This window comes from Pseudonocardia sp. CA-142604 (assembly GCF_050948475.1).
Taxonomy (GTDB): domain Bacteria; phylum Actinomycetota; class Actinomycetes; order Mycobacteriales; family Pseudonocardiaceae; genus Pseudonocardia; species Pseudonocardia alaniniphila.
In genome coordinates this window covers 311,819-330,923 of record NZ_CP192045.1, presented here as the reverse complement: position 1 = coordinate 330,923, position 19,105 = coordinate 311,819, and the positions used below count along the sequence as shown (strand labels likewise).

At 70.3% G+C, this 19,105-nt stretch carries 17 protein-coding genes; 4 read left to right on the top strand and 13 right to left on the bottom strand.

Features of this window, described 5'->3' with window-relative positions:
- Positions 1-120: 120 nt before the first annotated feature.
- On the bottom strand, positions 121-423 hold the full coding sequence (locus tag ACQPZQ_RS01610; protein WP_241040474.1) for a hypothetical protein: 303 nt from the start codon (positions 421-423) through the stop codon (positions 121-123).
- Between the two features lie 323 nt (positions 424-746).
- On the opposite strand from ACQPZQ_RS01610, the gene leuA reads away from it, so the two are divergent.
- Entirely contained in the window at positions 747-2,543 is a 1,797-nt protein-coding gene (leuA, locus tag ACQPZQ_RS01605) for a 2-isopropylmalate synthase (protein WP_433291256.1), read from the top strand.
- A gap of 45 nt (positions 2,544-2,588) precedes the next feature.
- On the opposite strand, the gene ACQPZQ_RS01600 is transcribed toward leuA, so the two are convergent.
- On the bottom strand, positions 2,589-3,200 hold the full coding sequence (locus ACQPZQ_RS01600) for a hypothetical protein (protein ID WP_433291254.1): 612 nt from the start codon (positions 3,198-3,200) through the stop codon (positions 2,589-2,591).
- A gap of 121 nt (positions 3,201-3,321) precedes the next feature.
- Between ACQPZQ_RS01600 and ACQPZQ_RS01595 the strand changes: the two genes are divergently transcribed.
- Positions 3,322-3,930 (top strand): DedA family protein, encoded by a 609-nt coding sequence (locus ACQPZQ_RS01595; RefSeq protein ID WP_433291252.1) that lies wholly within the window; start codon positions 3,322-3,324, stop codon positions 3,928-3,930.
- On the opposite strand, the gene ACQPZQ_RS01590 is transcribed toward ACQPZQ_RS01595, so the two are convergent.
- From ACQPZQ_RS01590 to ACQPZQ_RS01560, 7 genes are all read right to left on the bottom strand, one after another.
- A complete protein-coding gene (locus tag ACQPZQ_RS01590) occupies positions 3,908-5,023 on the bottom strand; it encodes an ABC transporter ATP-binding protein (RefSeq protein ID WP_433291250.1) in 1,116 nt (371 codons plus the stop codon). The genes ACQPZQ_RS01595 and ACQPZQ_RS01590 overlap by 23 nt on opposite strands.
- 5 nt (positions 5,024-5,028) lie before the next feature.
- On the bottom strand, positions 5,029-6,009 hold the full coding sequence (locus tag ACQPZQ_RS01585) for an ABC transporter ATP-binding protein (protein WP_433291248.1): 981 nt from the start codon (positions 6,007-6,009) through the stop codon (positions 5,029-5,031).
- A 292-nt stretch (positions 6,010-6,301) separates the two neighbouring features.
- Positions 6,302-7,225 (bottom strand): ABC transporter permease, encoded by a 924-nt coding sequence (locus ACQPZQ_RS01580; protein ID WP_433291246.1) that lies wholly within the window; start codon positions 7,223-7,225, stop codon positions 6,302-6,304.
- A 31-nt stretch (positions 7,226-7,256) separates the two neighbouring features.
- Positions 7,257-8,261 (bottom strand): ABC transporter permease, encoded by a 1,005-nt coding sequence (locus tag ACQPZQ_RS01575; RefSeq protein ID WP_433291244.1) that lies wholly within the window; start codon positions 8,259-8,261, stop codon positions 7,257-7,259.
- A 115-nt stretch (positions 8,262-8,376) separates the two neighbouring features.
- Positions 8,377-10,053 carry an ABC transporter substrate-binding protein gene (locus ACQPZQ_RS01570; protein ID WP_433291242.1) on the bottom strand — a complete coding sequence of 559 codons (1,677 nt, stop codon included), beginning with the start codon at positions 10,051-10,053 and terminating at the stop codon, positions 8,377-8,379.
- Between the two features lie 358 nt (positions 10,054-10,411).
- Entirely contained in the window at positions 10,412-10,684 is a 273-nt protein-coding gene (locus tag ACQPZQ_RS01565) for a DUF397 domain-containing protein (protein ID WP_433291240.1), read from the bottom strand.
- A 208-nt stretch (positions 10,685-10,892) separates the two neighbouring features.
- Positions 10,893-11,765, bottom strand: a complete 873-nt coding sequence (locus tag ACQPZQ_RS01560; RefSeq protein ID WP_433291237.1) for a helix-turn-helix domain-containing protein — start codon at positions 11,763-11,765, stop codon at positions 10,893-10,895.
- Between the two features lie 388 nt (positions 11,766-12,153).
- On the opposite strand from ACQPZQ_RS01560, the gene ACQPZQ_RS01555 reads away from it, so the two are divergent.
- Positions 12,154-12,339: a hypothetical protein gene (locus tag ACQPZQ_RS01555; protein ID WP_241040462.1), complete on the top strand. Its 186-nt coding sequence runs from the start codon at positions 12,154-12,156 to the stop codon at positions 12,337-12,339.
- 80 nt (positions 12,340-12,419) lie between these two features.
- Here ACQPZQ_RS01555 and recR read toward each other — a convergent pair whose 3' ends face one another.
- The gene (gene recR / locus ACQPZQ_RS01550; protein ID WP_241040461.1) at positions 12,420-13,037 is read right to left on the bottom strand and encodes a recombination mediator RecR; all 618 of its coding nucleotides are present in this window, start codon (positions 13,035-13,037) and stop codon (positions 12,420-12,422) included.
- 3 nt (positions 13,038-13,040) lie between these two features.
- Entirely contained in the window at positions 13,041-13,361 is a 321-nt protein-coding gene (locus ACQPZQ_RS01545) for a YbaB/EbfC family nucleoid-associated protein (protein ID WP_241040552.1), read from the bottom strand.
- Positions 13,362-13,510: 149 nt separating this feature from the next.
- On the opposite strand from ACQPZQ_RS01545, the gene ACQPZQ_RS01540 reads away from it, so the two are divergent.
- Positions 13,511-14,302 (top strand): N-acetylmuramoyl-L-alanine amidase, encoded by a 792-nt coding sequence (locus tag ACQPZQ_RS01540; RefSeq protein WP_433291234.1) that lies wholly within the window; start codon positions 13,511-13,513, stop codon positions 14,300-14,302.
- Between the two features lie 11 nt (positions 14,303-14,313).
- On the opposite strand, the gene ACQPZQ_RS01535 is transcribed toward ACQPZQ_RS01540, so the two are convergent.
- Complete coding sequence (locus tag ACQPZQ_RS01535) at positions 14,314-16,677, bottom strand: HAD-IC family P-type ATPase (RefSeq protein WP_433291232.1); 2,364 nt, start codon at positions 16,675-16,677, stop codon at positions 14,314-14,316.
- 122 nt (positions 16,678-16,799) lie between these two features.
- The gene (locus ACQPZQ_RS01530; protein WP_433291230.1) at positions 16,800-19,103 is read right to left on the bottom strand and encodes a DNA polymerase III subunit gamma and tau; all 2,304 of its coding nucleotides are present in this window, start codon (positions 19,101-19,103) and stop codon (positions 16,800-16,802) included.
- Positions 19,104-19,105: the final 2 nt, after the last annotated feature.

Sequence of the window (19,105 nt, the reverse complement as noted above, 5' to 3'; positions counted from 1 at the left end):
TGGTCCACACCACAGCACCCGCTAGCAGGTACGGCCACTCGCATCAGCGACGGCCGCGCGCAGGCACGAACTCCGCTACGCAGGGTGCTCAGTCCTGGGGACTCAGCGAGATCGAGAGTCTCAGGGGATGCGGCGCACGATGCGCACCACGACGCTGGTGATCGCGAACCACACCAGGGCGGCCGTGCCGTAGTTGAGCACGATCCGGAGTTTGTGGTCGGGCGGCAGGAACAGGTTCGACAGGCCGAGGTTGAACGTGTCGGCCAGCTGGTTGATCGTCGTGGCGATCGTGTTGGCCGGATTGGCGTCCAGCAGCGTGAGCACGATGTGCAGCACCAGGACCAGCACGATCAGCATGCCGACGATCCGAAGGACACTGGCCAGGCCGTCGATGCCCCGCCGTGCCGTGGTTCCCACTGTCACAACGACCTCCCCATGGCACTCGCTCCTGTACTCCGTTGTACCCGCACGAAGCACCCCACGACACGAACCCCGACACGAACACGGTCATAGTGACACGCTCCGCATCCTCCTCCTACCAGCCGGTATCACCCAATGGGATGACGCGGTGGACACAGGGCGCTTGCGGAACTCCCCCCGGCTGGGGCTAACCTCGAAGGCGTGGCGCTCCTGCTCCTTCGTCGCCGCGGCGGGGTCTGACCGACCGGCCCCTCGTCGCGGGGATCAGACGTGCGCGCCGGTCACGTCACCAAGCCTGATCGGCCCACCACAGGAGTACACCCCGCATGACCACCTCGCCCGACGCCTTCAGCTCGTCGACGTCCAGCAGGCTGCGCAAGCCGTCCCGCCCCGCTCCCGACGATCAACCCGTCTGGAATCCGCAACGCGGCTCGCATATGCCGATCCACCGCTACCGCCCGTTCCACGAGCTGGTGGAGCCGGTGTCGCTGCCCGACCGCACCTGGCCCGAGAAACGGATCACCACGGCTCCCCTGTGGTGTGCTGTCGACCTGCGTGACGGCAACCAGGCCCTGATCGACCCCATGAGCCCGGCCCGCAAGCACCGCATGTTCGAACTGCTCGTACGCATGGGCTACAAGGAGATCGAGGTCGGGTTCCCCGCGGCGAGCCAGACCGACTTCGACTTCGTCCGGGAGATCATCGAGCAGGACCTGATCCCCGACGACGTCACGATCCAGGTACTCACTCAGGCTCGTCCGGAACTGATCGAGCGCACGTACGAGGCCTGTGAGGGCGCTCCCCGCGCGATCGTCCACCTCTACAACTCCACCTCGATCCTGCAGCGGCGGGTCGTGTTCCGCTCCGACCGTGCGGGCATCTCCAAGATCGCGACCGACGGCGCGGAGGACGTGCTGCGGTTCGCCGAGAAGTACCCCGCCACCGACTGGCGCTTCGAGTACTCCCCCGAGTCCTACACGGGCACCGAGCTCGAGTACGCCGTGGACGTCTGCAACGCGGTCTCGGCGGTCTGGCAGCCCACCCCCGAGTCGCCGATGATCGTCAACCTGCCGGCGACGGTCGAGATGGCCACCCCGAACGTCTACGCCGACTCGATCGAGTGGATGAACCGGCACCTGGCCCGCCGCGACGGTGTGGTGCTCAGCCTGCACCCGCACAACGACCGCGGCACGGCCGTGGCGGCCGCCGAGCTGGGCTACCAGGCAGGGGCCGACCGCATCGAGGGCTGCCTCTTCGGCAACGGCGAGCGCACCGGCAACGTCGACCTCGTGACGCTGGGAATGAACCTGTTCACGCAGGGAATCGACCCGCAGATCGACTTCTCCGACATCGACGAGATCCGCCGCACCGTCGAGTACTGCAACCAGCTGGACGTGCCCGAGCGGCACCCGTGGGGCGGCGACCTCGTCTACACGGCGTTCTCCGGCAGCCACCAGGACGCGATCAACAAGGGCTTCCAGTCCATGCACGCCGACGCGGCAGAGGCCGGCGTCGAGGTGGACCAGTTCCGCTGGGAGGTGCCCTACCTGCCGGTCGACCCCAAGGACATCGGTCGCACCTACGAGGCCGTGATCCGGGTGAACTCGCAGTCCGGCAAGGGCGGCGTCGCCTACATCATGAAGGCCGAGCACCAGATGGATCTGCCGCGGCGGCTCCAGATGGAGTTCTCCCGCGTGGTCCAGGAGGTCACCGACTCCGAGGGCGGCGAGGTCTCCCCCAAGGAGATGCGCGATGTCTTCGACACCGAGTACCTCGGCCGCGTCACGCCGCTGAAGCTGATCCGCCATCGACTCACCAGCGACGGCGAGGGCACCGACGAGATCGTCGCCACCGTGCGCGTCGAGAACGACCTGCACGAGATCACCGGCAGCGGCAACGGGCCGATCGCGGCGTTCGTCGACGCGCTCGCCGGCATCGGTTTCGACGTGCGCGTGCTCGACTACCACGAGCACGCCATGTCCGCGGGTGACGACGCCCGGGCCGCCGCCTACGTCGAGTGCGCCGTGGAGGACACCGTGTTCTGGGGTGTCGGCGTGGACAGCTCGATCGTGAACGCCTCGCTCAAGGCCGTGGTCTCGGCGGTCAACCGCGCGATGCGCTGACCGCTCGCGCGGGTACGGGTGCCCGGGCACCCGTACCCGCGCGTGTCAGGCCCGGTTGCGGCCCTCGGTGAAGAACCCCACCACGGCCGCCTCGTCAGGGAGGTCGCTCGCCCAGCGCAACGCGCCGAACGGGGCGTTCCAGAACTCCCCCTCGTGGGGCGTCCACGGACCCACGTAGGCGTACGGCAGGGGGTTCCCGTCGTCGCCGGGAGAGATCCCGTAGTTGACCTCGTCGACGGAGATGCCGAGGTCGAAGTGCTCCGGCCAGAGCACCGGGCTCGACTCGGGCTCGAACGCCCGCAGCCCGGCGTCGCCGCGGGCGAACCAGCCCAGGATCAGCGCGGCCGACGAGGGGTCCACGGCCAACGGCTCGTCCAGGTCGACGCCCGAGGTGTCGCTGTAGATCCCCTCGGGTGGCCCGGCCTCCACGCCGGCGGCCTTCCCCAGCTCGCGCAGCGTCCCGTCTAGCGGCCATCGGCCGTCCGGGCCGACGAGGTCGGTGCCCTGCACCCGCAGCGGTGCTGCCACCCCGGCGAACCCACCGGAGCACACCGACAGCCGGATCGTGCCGTGCGCGCGATACTGCGGGCCGGCGATCACACTCTCCGCCACGCCGTGCAGAGCACGCCGCGTCGCCACCAATTGCTGCTCGTCCATGGACAGGACTGTCCCCCATCCCCGTGGATGCACGCTGGCCGGAGCCGAAGTGCTACCTGGGCGGCCGTATCCGAGCGGTGCGGCTCCGAGGTGCGGTTCGTAAATCAGGTAGCGTCCTTGTGTGCAGCTGCCGGTGAATCCCACCGCCGCCTATCTCGTCGTCCTGCTGTGGACTTCTCTTCCGTTCACTCCTGCCGAGCCGGTGCTGGTCGCCGGCGGGTCGTGGTCGGCCGAAGGTGCGCTGTGGCTGCCGCTGGTGATCGTGGCCTCTGCGATCGGCTCCCTCCTCAGCGACCTCGTCAAGTACGCCATCGGCTGGTACGCCGGTCCCGCGCTGCTCGCGCGACTACGGCGTCGGCGTGCAGGGGCACGCGCGGCCGACTGGGTGGAGGCCCGGGTGCGCACGGCCGGCGCGGCGGTGATCGTGCCGTCGTACTTCGTGCCGGTCGGAGTCGTGGTCTCCACGCTGCTCTGCGGCGCGCTACGCCTGCCGTGGCGCGCGGTCGCGCGGGCGTCGGTGCTCGGCGCGCTGCTGTGGTCGGCGGTGTACGTCCTGATCGGCTACGTCGGCGGGAAGGCGACGGGTGACCCGCTGCTCGGCGTCATAGTCGGCGTGCCGGCTGCGTTCATCCTCGGCGCGCTGCTGGCCCGCCGGGCCCGGGCGCGGGAATCTGCCGAGGCCACACAGCCCAGCAGGGCGGCACCGCTCAGCGACCCAGGATCTCCGTAACCGAGCCGGGCAGGTCCGGCACCGCGCCCGGCGCGAGGACGTCGTCGACCGCCTCGACGTCGACGCGGTGCGTCTGGAGTCGTCCGCTGCGGATGTCCTCCGCGTAGTGGCAGGCGACCCGGTGCCCTGCGGGTGCTCCGTCGATCACGCGCAGCAGGGGCCGCTCGTCGTCGCACCGCGTCGGCTGACGCCACGGGCAGCGCGTGTGGAAGCGGCATCCACTGGGGGGCGCGGCGGGCGAGGGCAGGTCCCCGGTGAGCAGGATTCGCTCCCGGCGGTCCTCCAACTCGGGGTCCGGCACCGGCACGGCCGAGAGCAGGGCCCGTGTGTAGGGATGCTGCGGATCGTCGTACAGCGCCTGGGAAGGCGCCTCCTCGACGAGCCCGCCGAGGTACATCACGCCCACCCGGTCGCTCACGTGCCGCACAACCGCAAGGTCGTGCGCGATCACCAGATAGGTGAGGCCCAGCTCGGCCTGCAGTCTGCCGAGCAGGTTCAGGACCTGCGCCTGCACCGAGACGTCCAACGCCGACACCGGTTCGTCAGCCACGATCAGGTCGGGCTCGACGCAGAGCGCTCGGGCGATCCCGATGCGCTGGCGCTGGCCGCCGGAGAACTCGTGCGGGTAGCGGCGCAGCGCGCCGGCCGGCAGCCCGACCGAGTCGACGAGCTCGCGCAGGCGCGCTCCGTCGGCCGCGGGGCCGCGGGAGAGCCCGTGGGCCTTCATTCCCTCGGTGAGCAGCGACTCCACGGACTGGCGGGGGTCCAGGCTGGACATCGGGTCCTGGAACACCATCTGGAAGCGTCGACGCATCCGGCGCAGCTGCTCACCTCGCAGGTGCGCCACGTCGACGCCGTCGAACGTCACCTGCCCCGCGGTCAGATCCACGAGCCGCAGGATCGCCCGGCCGAGGGTGGACTTGCCGCAGCCCGACTCGCCCACCAGCCCGTATGTCTCGCCGCGTCCGATGTGCAGCGAGACGCCGTCCACCGCGTACACGTGCCCGACGGTGCGGTCGAGCACGGCGCCGCGCTTGATCGGGAAGTGGACCGCGAGATCGCGGACGTCGAGCAGGGGTTCGCTCGTCTCCATGGCGGTCACTCCGCGCTCGCCGGAACGGGGTTGTGGCACCGCAGCAGCCGGCCACCGCTCGTCTCGACCGGTGGGCTGACCTCGGTGCATTGTTCGATCTCCCGCGGGCACCGCGGCGCGAACGCACAGGCGTGGCCCCACGGCAGGTTGTCGACCACGGAGCCGCGGATCGCCTCCAGCTCCTCCCCCGGCGGCGCGTCCAGCCGCGGGATCGAGCCCAGTAGTCCATGCGTGTAGGGGTGACGCGGCGTGCCGAAGAGCCGGTGCCGCTGCGCGCGCTCGACGATCCGTCCGCTGTAGAGCACGTTCACGGTCTCGCACAGCCCCGCGACGACGCCGAGATCATGCGTGATCATGATCAGGGCCGCACCCGTCTCCTGCACGAGCTCGGACAGCAGCCCGAGGATCTGCGCCTGGATCGTGACGTCGAGGGCGGTGGTCGGTTCGTCGGCGATGAGCAGCCGCGGCTGGCAGGCGAGGGCGATCGCGATGAGGGCGCGCTGGCGCATGCCGCCGGAGAGCTGGTGGGGGTAGGAGTCGAGCCTGCGCCGGGGGTCGGGGATGCCCACCCGCTCCAGCAGCTCGGCCGCAGCCTTGCGGGCCTTGTCGCCCGCCATGCCCCGGTGCCGGCGCAGCACCTCGGTGACCTGCAGGCCGATCGGGATCACGGGGTTGAGCGACGAGAGAGGGTCCTGGAAGACCATCGACAAGTCACGGCCGCGGCGCTCCCGCATCTGCGACTCGGACAGAGTCAGCAGATCCGTGCCGTCCATCCGCACCGATCCGGTGACCCGCACCCCGCGAGCGGGCAACAGCCGCATGATCGCCAGCGACGTCACCGATTTGCCACAACCGGACTCCCCGACGAGGCCGACCACCTGACCGGGGGCGACGTCGAAGCTCACCCCGTCGACGGCGATCGTGTCGGGCTCACGGCGGCGGGTGAAGGCGACCTGCAGGTCACGGACCTCCAGCAAAGCACTCATCGCACTCCCTCGCTGCGCTCGGTCGGCGCTTCGCGCGGGCGCTGTGACACTGATTCGCTCACAAGCTCACTCATCGCACTCCCTCGCTGCGCTCGGTCGACGCATCGCGAAGGCACTGTGACACTGATTCGCTCACAAGCTCGCTCATCGCACTCCCTCGCTGCGCTCGGTCGACGCATCGCGAAGGCGCTGTGACACTGATTCGCTCACAAGCTCACTCATCGCACTCCCTCGCTGCGCTCGGTCGACGCATCGCGAAGGCGCTGTGACACTGATTCACTCGCAAGCTCGCTCATCGGCGCCCCTTGGGGTCGAGGGCCTCGCGCAGCGACTCGCCGAGGAGCGTGAATCCCAGCGCCACCACGATGATCGCCGCTGCCGGGAAGAAGGCGAGCGCGGGTCGCACGTCGAGGTAGGTCTGCGCCTGCGCGAGCATGAGCCCCCATTCCGCGCGACCGGGGTCGGCGTCGCCCAGGCCCAGGAAGGACAGCGCCGCCGCGTCCAGGATCGACGTGGCGAGCGTGAGCGTGGCCTGCACGATCACGGGCCCGATCGCGTTGGGGAGCATGTGGCGCAGCACCACCGCGCTCCGCTTCACACCCAGCGCCGTGGCCGCGACGACGTGGTCGCTCTCCCGCTGCGCGAGCATCGATCCGCGGAGCAACCGCGCGAAGATCGGCACGCCGACGATCGCCACCGCGATGATGACCGTGGTCTGCGACGGGCTCGCTGCCAACGCGGCCACCGAGATCGCGAGCAGCAGGCTCGGGATGGCCAGCAGGACGTCGGTGATACGCATGAGCAGGGTGTCGACCCAGCCGCCGAACGCGCCGGCGAGGGCGCCGATCACGATGCCGGCCGCGAGCCCGATCAGCGTGGCGAGCACGCCCACCAGCAGCGTCTGTTGCGCGGCCAGGATCAGCCGGGAGAAGAAGTCACGTCCGAGCTGGTCGCTGCCCAGCGGGAAGCCGTCCTGCGGTCCGGGGATCGAGCCCGGCCGCAGGTTCTGCTGCAGCTGCGGGAACGCCTCGGCCGGCCCGTGCGGGGCGATCAGCGGTGCCAACGCGGCGACCACCACGAACAGGCCGACGATCACTGCGCCCGCGATCGCCACCGGGTCGCTGCGCAGCCGCCGGAATGCCTCCGAGCTGAGGCTGCGCCCGGCGGAGAGGTCGTCGATCCGCGCCTTCCGGCGCTCCGCCCACGTGGTGGTCATACCGGAAATCCGATCGCTGCCAGAACTCTGGTCATGAGAGCCGGACCCGCGGGTCGATGATCGCGTAGGAGAGATCGACGAGCAGATTCACCAGCACGTACACGAGCGCCCCCAGCAGCAGCAACGCCTGCAGCCGCGGGTAGTCCCGGAGCGTGATGGCGTCGGCGAGCAGTGTGCCGATCCCACCCCACACGAACACCTTCTCGGTGAGTACCGCCCCGGCGAGCAACAGGCCGACCTGGAGGCCGATGGTCGTGGACACCGGAAGCAGCGCGTTGCGCAGGACGTGGCGGCTGCGCACGGTGCCGGGGGCGAGGCCCTTGGAGTTGGCGGTGCGCACGAAGTCCGAACCGAACACGTCGAGCACCGACGCCCGCGTGATCCGCACGATCACGGCGAGCGGAATCGTGGCCAGTGCAACCGCGGGCAGCACGAGATGGCCGAGCGCGTCGAAGCTCGCGTCCCATTCCCGGGTGAGCAGCCCGTCGAGGACCGCGAAGCCGGTGACGTTCGTGGCGTCGAGACCGACCGTCTGGCGGCCGGACGGCGGGAACCAGCCCAATTGCACCGCGAACACGGCCTTGAGCAGGTAGCCCAGGAAGAACACCGGCACCGCGACGCCGACGAGCGTGCCGATCACGGTGGTGACGTCGAGCGGCCGGCCCCGGTGCTGGGCCGCGAGGTAGCCCAGCGGGATGCCGAGCAGCACAGCGATGAGCAGGGCGGCGACCGACAGCTCGATGGTGGCCGGCATCGCACGCCCGATCTCGGCCATCACCGGCTCACCGGTGATCGACGACGTGCCGAAGTCACCGGTCAGCACACGCCCGAGGAACCGGCCGTACTGAACGAGGATCGGCTGGTCCAGGCCGAGGACACGGTTGAGCTCGGCGACCCGGTCAGGTGTTGCGCGGTCGCCGAGGAACGCTGACGCCGGACCGCCGGGGAGGCTACGTAGCCACGCGAACACGAGCAGTGACAGCAGCAGAAGCGTCGGGATCACCTGTAGCAGGCGCCTCGACACGAATCGCAGCATGTCCCCTCTCCTGGTGTAACGCTCGTATATGACGCCGCGGGTGCTACCGACGGCGGCGCATGGGGAACCCGGGTGGCGCCGACATCGTCGGCGGCGCCACCCGGGGTCGGCGGGGTCAGCCCTTGCTGACCGTGTAGAACCGCTCGTCCGTCAACGGCGACGGGATCAGACCCGTGACGTTCTCCCGTACGACGATGGCGGGCGGCGAGCTGCTGAGCGGGACGGCCGGCAGGTACTTCGTCATCAGGTCTCGGTTGACCTGCTCGTACGCCGCGGCGTGCCCCGCCGGATCGAACGTGGTGTCGGCGGTCGCGATCTCCTGGAAGAGGGCCGGGTCGGTGAAGCCGAACTCGGGCTTGTTGCGGCCGAAGAACGTGCCGATGAAGTTGCCGGCGTCGTTGTAGTCGCCGGTCCACCCGAGCAGGTGCAGGTCGTGCACCCCGTTGACGCTGACGGAGTCGAGGTAACCGCCGTTCCACGGCTGCGGCACCGCGTTCACCGTGATCCCCGCCTGGCGCAGGTTCTCCTGGATCGCCGTGAAGATGTTGGTGGGGTTCGGCATGTACGGCCGGGTGACCTCGGTCGGGTAGTAGAAGTTGACCGTGAGGTTCGACTGGCCGGCCTCGGCCAGCAGCGCCTTCGCGCGCTCGGGGTCGTACGGGATCGGCTGGATGTCACTCGCGTAGCCGGCCACCGTCTCCGGCAGGAACTGGCTGGCCACCACGGCGCCCTCGGGGAGCTGGTTGCGCACCAGCGACTCCCGGTCGATCGCGTAGGCCAGCGCCTGGCGGACTCGGACGTCCTGCAGCGCCGGGTTGTTCTTCTGGTTGATCCCCAGGTAGAGGATGTTGAACACCGGGCGGACGAGAACGTCGTAGCCGCTGCCCTTCAACGACTCCCAGTCGGCGGGCGACGGGTAGTCGTAGCCGTCGATCGTGCCGGCCTGCAGCTCCTGCTTGCGCGCGTTCTCGTCCGGGATCACGCGGAAGATCAGGCGGTCGACCTTGGCGGGCTCACCCCAGTAGTCGGGGTTCTTCACGAGCGTGATCACGTTGGCCGTGCGGTCGTAGCTCTCGAACTTGAACGGACCGGTGCCGGTGGGGTGCTCGGTGGCGTAGGGGCCGTAGGTGAAGGCCTCCCCGCTCTGCTCGATCTGGTCGGCGTTGTACTGCTGCATCGCGGTGGGGCTCGAGATCGACAGCGACGTGAGACCGAACGCCGCCGGGAAGGCACCCTTCGCGCGGTTCAGCTTGATCACGGCCGTGTACTGGTCGGGCGCGGAGCACGAGTTGTAGACGGGCGTGGCAGTGGCGCTCGCCTGGTTGTTGGTGAAGCCCTCGAACGTGTCGCTGTAGTAGACCGCCTGCGCCTGTGCGGCAGCATTCGGCAGGTTCACCCAGCGGTTGAAGTTGAAGCAGACGGCCTCGGCGTTGAAGTCGGTGCCGTCGTGGAACTTGACGCCCTGGCGGAGCTTGAAGGTCCACTCGGTGAAGTCGGCGTTCGGCGTCCACTCGAGGGCCAGCGCGGGTGCGAGCTCAGAGGTGCCCAGCTTGTAGGTGATCAGCGTGTCGAACATCTGCCGCACCGGCCGGAACGTCTCGCCGTCCTGGGCGAACATCGGGTCGAAGTTGTCGGGCGCCCCCGGCACTCCGAACACCAGGGTGCCGCCGGTGGCGCCGGACCCACCCTCGGCAGCTCCGTTTTCCCGCTCGGACTGAGCACAGGCAGCGAGCGTGACGGCGAGCGCTCCAGCCGCGAACACGGCCGCGAGTCGTCGGGCAGCTGACCTCATGCGGGCATCACCTCTTCGGGTTGGACCCGCGAACAGTAAAGGGCGGGGATGCCGAACGTAATGGGCCGCGATACCGATCGGTAGATGTTCGAGTCACGGTTGGGCTACGGCTCGCGCGCAGCCGGACACCGTCTGCAGCGGGGGTGCGCTCCCGGATACCGTCCCGCAGCGTGAAGAACGCCGAACGAGCGGCGCGTTCGTACGAGCCTATGGAGCGGAAGGGCCAGTCGTATGCGCTCTGGGCCAAGCTGCGGACACACCGGCTTCGCGGCAGCCGCGGTCTGCCACAGACATGCAGCGAGGGCCGTCCCGGCAGGATCGCCGATACGGCCCTCGCTTCAGACGCGCTGCGGCGCCCTCAGGCCAGGTCGAACTCCCCGTTCTTCACCCCGGCAACGAACGCCGTCCACTCCTCGGCGGTGAAGACGAGCGAGGCCCGGCGCTCGGGGTCCTTGCTGTCGCGAACCACGACAGGACCTCCGGGCGTCCGCCCGACCTCGACGCAGCCGCCGCCATTGCAGTAGCTGCTGATCTGGTACTCGATCACTGGTGCTGGGGCCTTCCTGGGGGAGCGGTGGGTTGTACCGACAACGAGAGTCGAGTCCTCGCCGGTACGGCGTACGCCGGTCATCTTGCCCTCCACTCTCCAGTGTTGATCTTGGGGCTCACCCAGTCGAGAATTTTTGGAAACGCAGCAGGTCAGCAGCGGCGTAGCCGCGTAGACAGGCGGATTTAAGCACTGGCTGGGTTCAGCGTGCTATCCGGCATACCCGACCGTGCATCCCCCGAGAGCGAAGCACATGCCCTCAGCACCGGATGGCCCAGCAATCGACCGTGAGTCACAGGTATCGAGCGATGGTCTCCCGCGACTCATGCGGGGGGAGGGCGTACTGGAGGACATCCGCGAAGACGTCCTTGTACCGGTCCACCTCGGACTGTGCGTCGAGGTACGTCTCGCCCGCGTGCCCCTCGATGTAGACCACATCAGACCCCAGCTCGTCGGGGATCTCGAGCAGCACGAAGTGTCCGTAGTGGGCACGGAGCAAACCCAACTCGAACGGGAACACGCGCACCGACACGGTCGGCAGCTCGCTCATCTCGATGATGTACTCGAGCTGCGCCTTCCAGACGGCCCTTCCCCCGACTTTCCGCAGGAGAACCGCCTCGTCCAGCACGGCGACGAGCTCTAGCGGGGGCGGGCTGGTCCGGCGCAAGGCGTCCTGCCGCTTGAGGCGCAGCTCCACGAGGCGGTCGATCTCCTCCGGGGAGTGGTGCGGCAGAAGCGTCGAGATGACCGTGCGGGCATAGTCCGCCGTCTGTAGAAGCCCGAACACCAGCGTGACGTCGAACGAGTGGATCACCGCGGCGTCGTTCTCCAACGCCGCATACCTACCCGGGTTGTCCAGCACGAACCGCTCCGGGTGTACCCCCTCGGTCAGGGGCTCCCACCACCCCGGCTGCCTGCCGTCGCGCACGAGGCGGAGCAGCATGTCCTGCTCGGTGTCGGAGGTGACGCGGTAGATCCGTATCAACTCGCGGATGTCGGGCATCTTCGGGATGCCCTTCCCCGTCTCCAGACGGGAGATCTTGGACGTGGAGCAGGTCATCAGGTCCGCAACCTCGTCGAGCGTCAGCCCGGCCTTGCCACGGAGACGCCGAAGTTCGGCTCCTAGTCGACGGCGGGAGCCGATGGGGCTCTGCGGTGCGGCCATGCCTCTCCTGATCGCGGGTCCACCACTGCTACGTGCGGGTGATCAATGCGCCAACACGCTCCCTGCAATTGCATGACGCACTGTCTTCAGGCAATCTAAGCATCCGTAGGTCGGATGTGGTACTCGCCACACCCGTCTGCGGCATCCCCGGAGAGGAGGCCGCCGTGAACACCTTCCGACGCCTGCCTCTCCAGTCCTGTGCTCGACGCGATGTCCGCTCCGCCACCCGGAGCGCCGCGTCCCGTCCCGGTGCGAATCCCGGGACCACTGATGTCCGGCAGCCGGCCGGAACGAGTTGCACACCGAGAAGGGACTCGATGGGAATGTCGAACACAAAGATCAGCAGCAGCGCCCGCGGGGTGGCCGTCCATCTGGGCAGGTGGTCGCCATGATCGCTGTGATCGTGGGCGGGGTCGCCCTCATCGTGGTGATTGCGATCGTCGTGGGGATCGTCGACGTCGCGCAGGCCCCGTCATGGCGAGAGGTCGCGGCGGAACGGCGGCGGAACTGGGAGGCTCGCCAACCGGAGTACCACGGCGTCGACGACTACGACCCCCAGTGGGATGACGACTGACGCGGTGCGATCCCGGGGGGTGATCGCGCCACGGCGGTGCCGGGCAGTGCAGCACCGGCGCCGCCGTAGGACCCCCCGACTCAGAGGGTGCGACGGCCGGACAGGGCGCGGCCCAGCGTCAGCTCGTCGGCGAACTCCAGGTCGCCACCCATGGGAAGGCCGGACGCCAGTCGGGTGACCGACAGGCCCGGGAAGTCGCGGAGCAGCCGCACCAGGTAGGTGGCCGTGGCCTCGCCCTCGGTGTTGGGGTCGGTCGCGATGATCACTTCGGCGATCTCGCCCTCGTCCTGGGCCGGGCCGGTGCCACCCAGGCGGGCGAGCAGTTCCCGGATCCGCAGGCCGTCCGGACCGACGCCGGCCAGCGGGTCGAGCGCCCCTCCGAGCACGTGGTAGCGCCCCTTGAACTCGCGGGTGCGCTCCACGGCGAGCACGTCCTTCGGTTCCTCGACGACGCAGACGATCGTGGGGTCACGGCGCGCATCGGAGCAGTACCGGCATCGTTCCCGCTCGGAGACGTTGCCGCAGACCTCGCAGAAGCGGACGCCCTCCTTGACCTTCTGGAGCACGTCCTGCAGGCGCGACACGTCGACGGGGTCGGCTGCGAGCAGGTGGAACGCGATCCGTTGGGCGCTCTTCGGTCCCACACCCGGCAGCCGGCCCAGTTCGTCGATCAGGTCCTGGACCGGTCCCTCGAACACCGGCTAGCCGAGACCAGGAAGGCCGAAGCCACCGGCGTCGCCCAAGCCACCGGCCAGCGGTCCCATCTTCTCGGCCTGCAGCTCCTGCGCCTTGTGCGCAGCGTCCTGCAGCGCGCCGACGACGAGGTCCTGCAGCGTCTCGACGTCGTCGGGGTCGACGATCTTCGGGTCGATCCGCACAGAGCGCACCTCGCCGGCAGCCGTGCTGGTGACCTGCACCAGCCCGTTGCCTGCCTGGCCGACGACCTCGGCCTCCGCCAGCTCGGCCTGAGCGGCCATCAGCTGCTCCTGCATCTTCTGTGCCTGCTGCAGGATCATCTGCATATCGGGCTGACCGGGTTGCACAGCGATCTCCTCGCACGTCGTGCCCGGCGCGTCCAGCGCGTCCGGCTCAGGCCAAAAGGCTAACGCCTCCACGACCGGTGGACGCTCCCAGGCGGGTCCGCATCGGCCGTCCGTGTCACGCTGACCACGTGCGGATCGCTCGCCTGTTGCTCTTCGGAGCCGTGCTGTCAGGGCTGACAGCCGTGGGGAGCGGGTGCGCGACCCCTCCGCGGTTGCCCGCGGCTGCCGTCGCGGCGCCGCCCCTGACGTCGGCACCAGCGGCTGCCGATCCGCCCGTGGTGGTGCTCGACCCCGGCCACAACGGCCGCAACTCCCGGAACTCCGCGGAGATCAACCGGCAGGTGCCCGACGGGCGCGGGGGCACGAAGCCCTGCAACACCACCGGAACTCAGACCAACGCCGGGTACCCGGAACACGCCTTCACCTTCGACGTCGCCTCGCGCGTCGCGCAGCAGCTCACCGCCGCCGGCGTCCGGGTCGTCATGACCCGCACGGACGACGACGGTGTCGGGCCGTGCGTCGACGAGCGCGGGCGGGCCGGGGAGACTGCCGGCGCCGACGCCGTCGTCTCCATCCACGCCGACGGCGCTGCCTCCCGCGACACCGGCTTCCACGTGGCGTTCTCCGACCCGCCGCTCAACCCGGCTCAGGCGGGCCCGGCACGTGAGCTGTCCGTCAGCCTTCGCGACGCGATGCGGGCCGCCGGGTTCGCGGATTCGAACTACGTCGGCCGCGACGGGCTCTCCCCGCGCTCCGACCTGGCCGGGCTGAGCCTGGCCACCCGCCCGACCGCGCTCGTGGAGTGCGCCAACATGCGCAACCCCGACGAGGCGGCTGTGGTGTCCAGCGAGGAGGGGCGCGCCCGCTACGCGGCGGCTCTGGCGCAGGGCGTGCTGGCCTTCCTGAACCTGCCCCGCTGAGGCGTCGGGTCTCAGGCCGTGGTGGGTGCAGGTTCCATCCGACGGTTGATGCGCGCCGCCACTTCCACCAGCGCCGCACCCACCACCGCCACGACCACGGCCAGCACCATCGTCGAGGTGTCCCCGGGGTCGAGCTGCCAGAACGCCTGCCCGAACAGCACCGGCAGGAACAGCGCGTAGCAGAACGCCGCCAGCGACGCGGCGACCAGCACGATCTTCCACCACTCGAACGGTCGGGCGACGACCACGAGCACCCAGGTGGCGATGAGGTACAGCGTCACGACCGCGGCGGTGCTCTGCTGGACCGCCGTGGCCGTGTCGTCGGACCGGGCGAGCAGGTAGGTCACCACCGTGGCCACGCCCGCAACCACTCCCGACGGGGCCGCGAGCCGCAGCACGCGGCGGACGAACCCGGGACGGGCGCGTTCGGTGTTCGGGGCGAGCGCGAGGAAGAACGCCGGGATGCCGATCGTCAACGAACCGATCAGCGTCAGGTGGCGTGGCAGGAACGGGAACGGCACCGCGGCCAACCCGATGAGGATCGCCAGGAGCACCGAGTAGACGGTCTTGGCGAGGAACAGGTTCGCGACGCGTTCGATGTTGCCGATCACGCGCCTGCCCTCGGCCACGACGTGCGGAAGCGTCGCGAACGAGTTGTCCAGCAGCACGATCTGCGCAACGGCCCGCGTGGCCGGGCTGCCCGAGCCCATGGCGACCCCGATGTCGGCGTCCTTGAGCGCGAGCACGTCGTTGACACCATCGCCCGTCATCGCGACGGTGTGCCCGCGGGACTGGAGTGCGCCCACCATGTTGCGCTTCTGTCCCGGGGTGACCCGGCCGAAGACGGTGCCGTGCTCGAGCGCACCGGCGAGCTCGGACCGGTCCTCGGGGAGCCGGCGCGCGTCGACGGGCGCCTCGGCTTGCGGCAGCTGCAGCGAAGCCGCCACCGCACCGACCGACACCGCGTTGTCCCCGGAGATGACCTTGACCTCGACCCGCTGCGCCGCGAAGTAGGCCAGCGTGTCGGCCGCCTCGGGCCGCACCCGCTGCTCGAGGATGACGAGCGCGACGGGCTCGACCGTGCCTGGCGCCGTCACCGCGTCGACCGCGCCGTCGGAGCGGCCGAGCAGGAGCACGCGCAGGCCCGACGCGCCCACGCGCTCGGCCTCCGCACGCTCGGGGCTGCCCTCCGGAAGGAGCACGTCAGGCGCGCCGAGCACCCAGTTGCCGTTGCCGTTGAAGCTCGCACCGCTCCACTTGCGCGCGGACGAGAACGGCGCCGTCGCCGACACCGTCCAGCCCGGCGACTCGTACGCCTCCGCCACCGCCGCCAGGCTCGCGTTGGGTCGAGGGTCGGCGGCAGCCAGCGCACCGAGTGGCCCGCTCAGCAGGAACCCGTCCCGTGTGCCGAACGGCTCCACCCTGGCCAGCCGCATGCCGTTCTCGGTGAGCGTGCCCGTCTTGTCGGCACACACCACGTCGACGCGGGCGAGGCCCTCGATCGCCGGAAGCTCCTGCACGAGGCACTGACGCCTGCCGAGACGGATCACCCCGACCGCGAACGCGATGCTCGTGAGCAGCACCAACCCCTCGGGCACCATGGGCACCAGCGCCGCGACCATCCCGCGCACCGCGTCGTCGACGTCGGTGCCTTCGGTGCGCAGCTGGCTCCAGATGATCAGCGCCGCCGCAGGCACCATCAGATAGGTGACGATCTTCAGGATCCGGCTGATGCCCGACCGCAGCTCGGACTCGACGAGCGTGAACCGGCTGGCCTCCTCGGCCAGCTTCGCCGCATAGGCCTCGCGGCCCACCTTGGTGGCCTGCTGCGCGCCGGTGCCGACGGTCACGAAGCTCCCGGAGAGCACCTGGTCGCCCACCTGCTTGTGCACGGGGTCGGATTCCCCGGTGAGCAGCGACTCGTCCAGCTCGAGCCCTTCCGAGGCGAGCACCACGCCGTCGACGACGACCTGGTCACCGGGCCCGAGTTCGATGACGTCATCGAGCACGACCCCATTGGGAGACAGCTCGACCGACGTACCGTCGCGCCGCACCCGGGGGCGGGCCTCACCGATGACGGCCAGCCGCTCCAGCGTCTGCTTGGCCCGCAGCTCCTGCACGATCCCGATCAGGGTGTTGATGACGATCACGAAGCCGAACAGGCCGTCCTGGATCGGGCCGATCACCAGGATGATCACGAACAGCACACCGACGATCGCGTTGAACCGCGTGAACACGTTGGCCCGCACGATCTCCGCGACGCTGCGGCTCGCCCGGGCCGGCACGTCGTTGGTGCGACCGGTCGCGACCCGCTCCGCCACCTCGTCGGCTGTCAGCCCGACGAGAACGTCCGTCCGAACCTGTCCGGGGCTCACGGAACCGACCCTACGTTCGGCGTAGACGCCACCCACCCATCGGCCCGCACTACCACCCGACCGGCGTGGACACGGGGGGACGAACCAGCCGCTGACCACCGCGGCGTGGCTATCTGCGCCGGTCAGCGGTGGTCGATCGCCCTGGCGCCCAGCTGCGCACTGAGCAACTCGATCGCCGCTTCCTCGGGGTCGCGGCGCTCGACGGGAGCCTCCGTGGGCTCGGCGGCCGCCTCGGCGATCATCGACTCCTCGTCGTCGGGCGGAGGCTCCTCGTCCGGAGGCTCGGGCGGAAGCGGCACGCCGTCGTCAGGAGCGGTGGACCGACGGACCGGCGGCGGGCGAACGGGGCGACGCTGCGGTGCCGGTGTGGAGGAGGCGGCCGCAGGTGAGCCACCGGATGCGGCCGGCGCTGCCGCGGGCCCGTCGCCGTGCTCGCAGCGCACCCGCCAGCAGACGCCCAGCACTGCGTGCAGCGCTTCGGCGATCACCTCGGTGTTGCTCTGCTCGGAGAGCAACCGAGCCAGCGGCGCGGTGCCGATGCTGAGCACGAGGGTGTCGTTCTCCACCGCCCGGACGGTGGCGCTGACCAGCAGCGCGGCCGTGCGCTTCTTGCGCTCCTTGGCGACCGCGAGCACCTCGGGCCACGCTCGCCGCACAGCAGCGGCGTCGAGTGGGGCGGCAGCCGCGGGTGCGGCCGGGCGCACGGGGGCACCACCGTCGAAGCGGGACGCCGAGTCGTCCGGAACGGCTGCCGCTCTCGATCCAGCGCCGTCGGACGCCGCCCGGCCGGGGTTGTCGTGAGAGGCGCCGCCGGTGCCCGGTCGCCGACCGGCTCCATCCGTGCTGCGGCGCGCGGCGGCGGGCTCGTCGCCACCTGGGCGCTGAGCGGCACCGCCACGGGAATCGACGCCGGCGTGCCCACCCGCGGCCTCGCGCCGTGGATCAGCGGCTGCGCGCTCGCCGCCCTGTGGATCGCTGCGGACGCGCTCGGCCGCCGCCCCGCCCCGCGGACTAGCACCCGGGCGTGCTCCGCCCTGGGATTCGACGGGGCCAGGGGGCTCAGCGGACGGCTCGCCTCGCGGATCGGTGGCGCGCTGGGCCGCCGCAGTGGCAGGCGGCCGTCCGACCCGGCCGTCGTCCCCTCCCCGTGGCGGTGCTCCGGCGGGCTGCTCCGACCGTTCGCTCGGGCGCTGGAACCGCCTGCGGCCCTCAACGGGCTCCAGGGGCTCGGCGCCCGTCTCGTCCGCAGGAAGCGGAGCCGACGCGATCGCATTGCGCCGTTCGAGCCGCTCCAGACGTTCCAGCAGCCCCGGCTCGGCGACGGTGGCCGCAGGGAGCAGCATCCGCGCGCACAGGAGCTCCAGGAGCAGCCGAGGCGCCGTGGCACCCCGCATCTCGGTGAGCCCCGTGTGGACGATCTCGCCGTACCGCGCGAGCGTGGCCTGCCCGATCTTGCCGGCCTGCTCGATCATCCGCGCCAGCTCATCGTCGGCGGCCTCCACCAGCCCGCGCTCGGCCGCCTCGGGAACGGCCTGCAGCAGCGTGAGGTCACGCAGCCGCTGCAGCAGGTCGGCGGCGAACCGGCGAGGGTCGTGCCCGGCCTCGACCAGCCTGTCGACCGCCTCGAACACGGCCGCCCGATCGCTCGCGGCCAGCGCGTCGACGACGTCGTCGATCAGGGCGACGTCGGTGACTCCCAGGAGCGCCACCGCCCGCTCGTAGGTGACGCCCTCCGGTCCGGCCCCGGCGAGCAGCTGGTCGAGGACCGACAGCGAGTCGCGCGCCGAGCCACCTCCCGCCCGGATGACCAGGGGGAAGACGGCGGGAGCGACGACCGCGCCCTCGTCGGCGCAGATCCGCTCCATCAGCTTGCGCAACGTGCCGGGCGGGATGAGCCGGAACGGGTAGTGGTGGGTGCGGGAGCGGATGGTGGGCAGCACCTTGTCGGGCTCCGTGGTGGCGAACACGAAGACCAGGTGCTCAGGCGGCTCCTCCACGATCTTGAGCAGGGCGTTGAAACCCTGCGTGGTGATCATGTGCGCCTCGTCGACGATGAACACCCGGTAGCGCGACTCCGCCGGGGCGAAGAAGGCGCGGTCGCGCAGCTCGCGGGTGTCGTCCACACCGCCGTGGGACGCGGCGTCGAGCTCGGTGACGTCGATGTTGCCCGGACCGCCCGGCGCCAGTGAGATGCACGACGGGCAGACGCCGCACGGATCGGGCGTGGGCCCGAGCTCGCAGTTGAGCGACCGCGCCAGGATGCGCGCCGAGGACGTCTTGCCGCAGCCACGGGGACCCGAGAACAGGTAGGCGTGGTTGATGCGGCCCGCGGCGAGCGCCGTGCTCAAGGGATCGGTGACGTGTTCCTGCCCGACCACCTCGGAGAACTTCGCCGGGCGGTACTTGCGGTACAGAGCCAGCGCCACAG

Coding starts and splice junctions, on each gene's coding strand:
- leuA (WP_433291256.1), top strand. CDS start 747: ATGACCACCTCGCCCGACGCCTTCAGCTCGTCGACGTCCAGCAGGCTG.
- ACQPZQ_RS01600 (WP_433291254.1), bottom strand. CDS start 3,200: ATGGACGAGCAGCAATTGGTGGCGACGCGGCGTGCTCTGCACGGCGTG.
- ACQPZQ_RS01590 (WP_433291250.1), bottom strand. CDS start 5,023: ATGGAGACGAGCGAACCCCTGCTCGACGTCCGCGATCTCGCGGTCCAC.
- ACQPZQ_RS01585 (WP_433291248.1), bottom strand. CDS start 6,009: ATGAGTGCTTTGCTGGAGGTCCGTGACCTGCAGGTCGCCTTCACCCGC.
- ACQPZQ_RS01580 (WP_433291246.1), bottom strand. CDS start 7,225: ATGACCACCACGTGGGCGGAGCGCCGGAAGGCGCGGATCGACGACCTC.
- ACQPZQ_RS01575 (WP_433291244.1), bottom strand. CDS start 8,261: ATGCTGCGATTCGTGTCGAGGCGCCTGCTACAGGTGATCCCGACGCTT.
- ACQPZQ_RS01570 (WP_433291242.1), bottom strand. CDS start 10,053: ATGAGGTCAGCTGCCCGACGACTCGCGGCCGTGTTCGCGGCTGGAGCG.
- ACQPZQ_RS01565 (WP_433291240.1), bottom strand. CDS start 10,684: ATGACCGGCGTACGCCGTACCGGCGAGGACTCGACTCTCGTTGTCGGT.
- ACQPZQ_RS01560 (WP_433291237.1), bottom strand. CDS start 11,765: ATGGCCGCACCGCAGAGCCCCATCGGCTCCCGCCGTCGACTAGGAGCC.
- ACQPZQ_RS01555 (WP_241040462.1), top strand. CDS start 12,154: ATGATCGCTGTGATCGTGGGCGGGGTCGCCCTCATCGTGGTGATTGCG.
- ACQPZQ_RS01545 (WP_241040552.1), bottom strand. CDS start 13,361: ATGCAGATGATCCTGCAGCAGGCACAGAAGATGCAGGAGCAGCTGATG.